Annotated in this window: 3 protein-coding genes, 1 pseudogene and 1 riboswitch; of the genes and pseudogenes, 1 reads left to right on the top strand and 3 read right to left on the bottom strand. The window is 70.5% G+C overall.

The features are described from left to right. The 3 genes and pseudogenes from PKH97_RS14570 to PKH97_RS14580 form a co-directional block, all read right to left on the bottom strand. Nucleotides 1-371 (bottom strand): annotated as a pseudogene (locus PKH97_RS14570) (hypothetical protein); the annotation flags it as partial. 2 nt (nucleotides 372-373) lie between these two features. Beyond that, entirely contained in the window at nucleotides 374-1,876 is a 1,503-nt protein-coding gene (locus tag PKH97_RS14575; protein ID WP_324388291.1) for a hypothetical protein, read from the bottom strand. Nucleotides 1,877-1,947: 71 nt separating this feature from the next. After that, nucleotides 1,948-2,088, bottom strand: a riboswitch (cobalamin riboswitch). A 170-nt stretch (nucleotides 2,089-2,258) separates the two neighbouring features. Then, nucleotides 2,259-3,278 carry an NAD(P)H-dependent glycerol-3-phosphate dehydrogenase gene (locus PKH97_RS14580; protein WP_324388292.1) on the bottom strand — a complete coding sequence of 340 codons (1,020 nt, stop codon included), beginning with the start codon at nucleotides 3,276-3,278 and terminating at the stop codon, nucleotides 2,259-2,261. 136 nt (nucleotides 3,279-3,414) lie between these two features. Here PKH97_RS14580 and PKH97_RS14585 point away from each other — a divergent pair, with 136 nt between their 5' ends. Beyond that, nucleotides 3,415-3,771, top strand: a complete 357-nt coding sequence (locus tag PKH97_RS14585) for an MGMT family protein (RefSeq protein WP_324388293.1) — start codon at nucleotides 3,415-3,417, stop codon at nucleotides 3,769-3,771. Nucleotides 3,772-3,964: the final 193 nt, after the last annotated feature.

The following is a 3,964-nucleotide window of genomic DNA, read 5'->3' on the forward strand; positions in this document are numbered from 1 at the left end:
GTCCAGTAGGACCAGTATTTCGTCGACGGCGGCGCGACCACGCACGCGTCCTGGGCCGGTGTGGGCTTGCCGTTGATCCGGCACACCATGCCCGGGAAGCGCGCGACGAAGGCATAGGTGAAGCCCGCGCCCTTGAGCGCCGTCAGGCCCGACGTCGGGTCGCCCGGCGCGCACGATTTGGTCGTGGTCGAGCCGAAGTCGACGATCACCGTCACGCCCTTGCCGACCGGGCAGATCGCCGGAGCCGGGGCCGGGGCCGTCGACGGGGCCGCGCTCGAGGAAGCAACCGGGGCGGCCACCAGAGACCCCACGGCAACGGCGGCGCCGGCGGACAGGACCGCGAATGAGCCTCGGAGAGAGCGTGTTTGCATGATCAGTGGGTCCTTCCACGTCGGAGAATGGCGCTGGCGCCCGCTGCGCCCAGAAGAACGAGGGCGCCCGCGATGACGAGCGGACCGCCGCCTGAGCCGCCGCCGTCGTCCCCGATCGGCACCGCGGCGACAGCAGTGGCCTGCCCGGTGGGCGCATCGGTTGCGGCGGAGGTGAGGGGCCCGGCTGGGCTCGATCCGTCCGTGGTGGAATGCGACGCGGTTGCCGTGACCGTCCGAGTGACGGTGGGCGCGGGCGCAGTCACGGTGACTGTCGCGGCCGCCGTCGCCATGACCTGCGGCCCCGCCGATCGCGTGACCGTCGCCGTGACGGTACGCGTCACGCTGCCGGACGTCGGCACCGTGCTGGTCGACGCCCCCGCGGACGTCGACGAACCTCCCGACGATGTGCTCGTCGACGAGGGCGTGCTCGTTGCTCCGCCACACGCGGATGACGGGGCCGTCGCCTCATCGATCGTGATACCCACGAGCGAGACGCCGGCTAGCCCCAGCGCCGCTTGCGCGCTGGACCTGCGTTCCTGGTCACTCACCGGCCGGCCCGAAGCCAACACATCGGCATACGCCGCTGCGTCATAGGCGACCGCACCGCGCAGGGATTCGTCTGCGTCACAACCAAATTGGAGCGAGAGCAGGAAGTTCTGAGCATCTCGCGCAGCATCGCCCCATGCCTCGCCGGACAGCGCGAACGCCATCGCCGAAAGGCCGGTCGTATTGCTGTTGGGTGATGACGCGCCAGTGCCACCGCCGATCCCACCATCGGCCCCCATCCGCGCTCGCAGGTAGCCGAGGGCCCGGTCCGCCGCCGCGTGCTCGCCGGTGTCGCGCAGCGCGGTGACAGCCAGCGCGGTCGGGTCGGGGTCGCTGACGCACCCATCGTCCGTGACATAGAGGCGGAACCCGCCGTCGGCGCATTGCTGATCGAGCAGGAACCCCACCGGCCTCGCCGGCGCCTCCCCCGCGACCCGCGTGGTCGCCAGGATCCCGAGGGCCTGGGTGTAGGTGTTCGATGTGTCGCCGTATGCCGTTCGGTCGGCATAGCGCCCGTCGGCGCCTTCCAGCCCCGCGAGGTCCGCGACGAGGTCGCGGCCGGCGAAGGCGCGCGGGTCGCCACCCATCGCGGTGGCGAGGAGCACGGTCTTGGCGACCGGGCCGGCATACAGCTCGCTGGGCGCGATCCCGGGTCCGAGGTATGTGCCCAACTCCGGCGCCACGGCCGACACCGCACGGCGCGCCTGCTCGGGTCCGACACCGGTGGCGAGCATGCCGAGCACGGCGTCGATCGATAGGCCCGGATCGGCCTGGTCGGTGCCCGGATAGGGGAGGACGCCGTCATAGGCATCGAGTTGGCGGGCGAGGAAGCCCCCGACTTCGCGCGTCGACCTCGAACCCCCAGCGTCGGCCTGTGCGCCCGCGGCAGCACCCACGCCGACAATCCCGGCGACGGCGAGGCCGGCCGTGCAGGCGGTGAACAGGTGGGTGGGGCGCACGGCGCTGACTCCTCGCACGCGGCGCGACGAGCCGGGAGGCCCGGCCTGCCGGACCGCATCCCTCGGCGGTGGACAGAAGATTCGACGCGGGCAAGGCATTCCGGCTCGCCGCTTGCGCGGCCTACGGCTGCGGGTCAGCGCCGGACTTCGACCGGCTTCCCCTCGAACGCGTGGCTATCGCTCGCGCGATAACCAGGGAAGTTTAGCTCAGGGTGGTCGAGCCGCGGCCCGAGGCCGTCGGGCACGCCCCAAAGACGCCCCCCGTAGTTTGCCCACGCAGAGCGTGGGACCCTCCGCTCCTTCGGCCAACGCAGAGCGTATGACCCAGCTCCAATACTTCGCGGGGACAGCTGTCCGTACGGGTTTTCTAACACGGCCTTGGTCAGCGGCCGCCCGCCGGATCCTCGCGCTCGGCCCGCAACGGCCGGCTGGAGAAGAACGCGAAGATCTCCGCCAGCGACAGGTCCTCATAGATCAGCCCGTGGACGAGGGAACTGATCGGCATCTCCACGCCGGCCTTCGCTGCCAGCGCCTTGACCGACTTGGCGTTCAGCACGCCTTCGGCGACCTGACCAAGTTCGGCGCAGACGTCATCAAGCGAGCGCCCCTGGCCGAGCCCGAAGCCCACGCGATAGTTGCGCGACTTGACCGACGAGCACGTCAGCACCAGGTCGCCGACGCCCGAAAGGCCCGACAGCGTCAGGGGATTCGCGCCCCGCGCCACCGCGAGCCGAGTGATCTCGGCCAGCCCACGGGTGATCATCGCCGCCCGCGTGTTCGCGTCAAATCCGAGCCCGTCGCCCGCACCCGTCGCGATCGCGATGACATTCTTCGCGCACCCGCCGATCTCCACGCCGACCACATCATCGGTGACATAGGGCCGCAGGAAAGGCGTGTGGAAGGCGTGCTGCACGGCCACCGTGACCTCGTCGTCGGAGCCCGCCACCGTCACCGCCGTCGGGAACTCGCGCGCGACCTCGACGGCGAAGGACGGGCCGGACAGGAAGGTCAGCCGCGGATGGAGCACCCCCGGCAGGACGTCCTGCAACACTTCGCTCATCGTCATCAGGTTGTCGACCTCGATGCCCTTGGTCACCGAGCAGATCAACGCGCCACGTCCGATGAAGGGCGCCGCGGCGTTCGCCACCACGCGCATCGCGTGCGAGGGCACGGCCAGCACCACCAGTTCGGCCCCGGCCAGCGCTCGTTCCAGATCGGGCTCACCGGTCATCCCGGGGGGCAGGGTGATGCCGGACAGATAGCGGGCGTTCTCGTGGCGCTCGGTGATGTCGGCGAGGACCGGACCATCGATATCCCACATGGTCACGGCATACGACTTGCTGGCCAGCGCGTAGCCGAGCGCCGTGCCCCACGAGCCCGCGCCGAGCACCGTCACGCGCACAACCGACCACCTCTTCCTCGTGCCCACCCCGTATGCCGTGAGCGTAGTGAGTGCGCCCCCTCGCCGCGAGTAGATGTGACCCAGCGCGCCGCGCCGCCGCGACCGGCGAACCGGTCGCAGTCGCTACATTCCGGCCATGGACGAAGTCGTGGTCGAACGCGTGCTGCGCGTGGTCGAGTTGATCCCACGCGGGGAGATCGCGGCATACGGCGAGATCGGCCAGATCGCCGGATGCGGCCCGCGCCAGGTGGGGGCGATCATGAGCCGGTATGGCGGTGGCGTCCCGTGGTGGCGCGTCACCAACTCCTACGGCGACCCGCCTACCCACCTGCTCGACGAGGCGGTCGCGCGTTGGCACGCCGAGGGCATCGCTCTCAAGCCCAACGGACGCGGCGCCCGAATCGCCGTGTTCGGCACCGACCAGGCCGCTCTCGCCGCCCGCTACGAGGCCGGGCTCGCGGGCGACAAGGCCTGCGGGCAGTTGGATCGCTGACCTCGAACCCACCCCATCCGCGAGTCGTCCCCTGGGTGGACTCGGTGAAGGAGCGCCGGGTCCTCGCGATCTCGCCGATGTGCGGATTTCGCCAAAGCGCTGCGGGCTTCCGCGTGCCGTCCTATCGTCTCGAATCGAGTCAGAGCCCGATCTCGATGTGCAACGGCGTTCCGAAGGAGTCAGAAATGTCCGG

Source organism: Nostocoides sp. (genome assembly GCF_035343835.1).
Taxonomy (GTDB): domain Bacteria; phylum Actinomycetota; class Actinomycetes; order Actinomycetales; family Dermatophilaceae; genus Nostocoides_A; species Nostocoides_A vanveenii.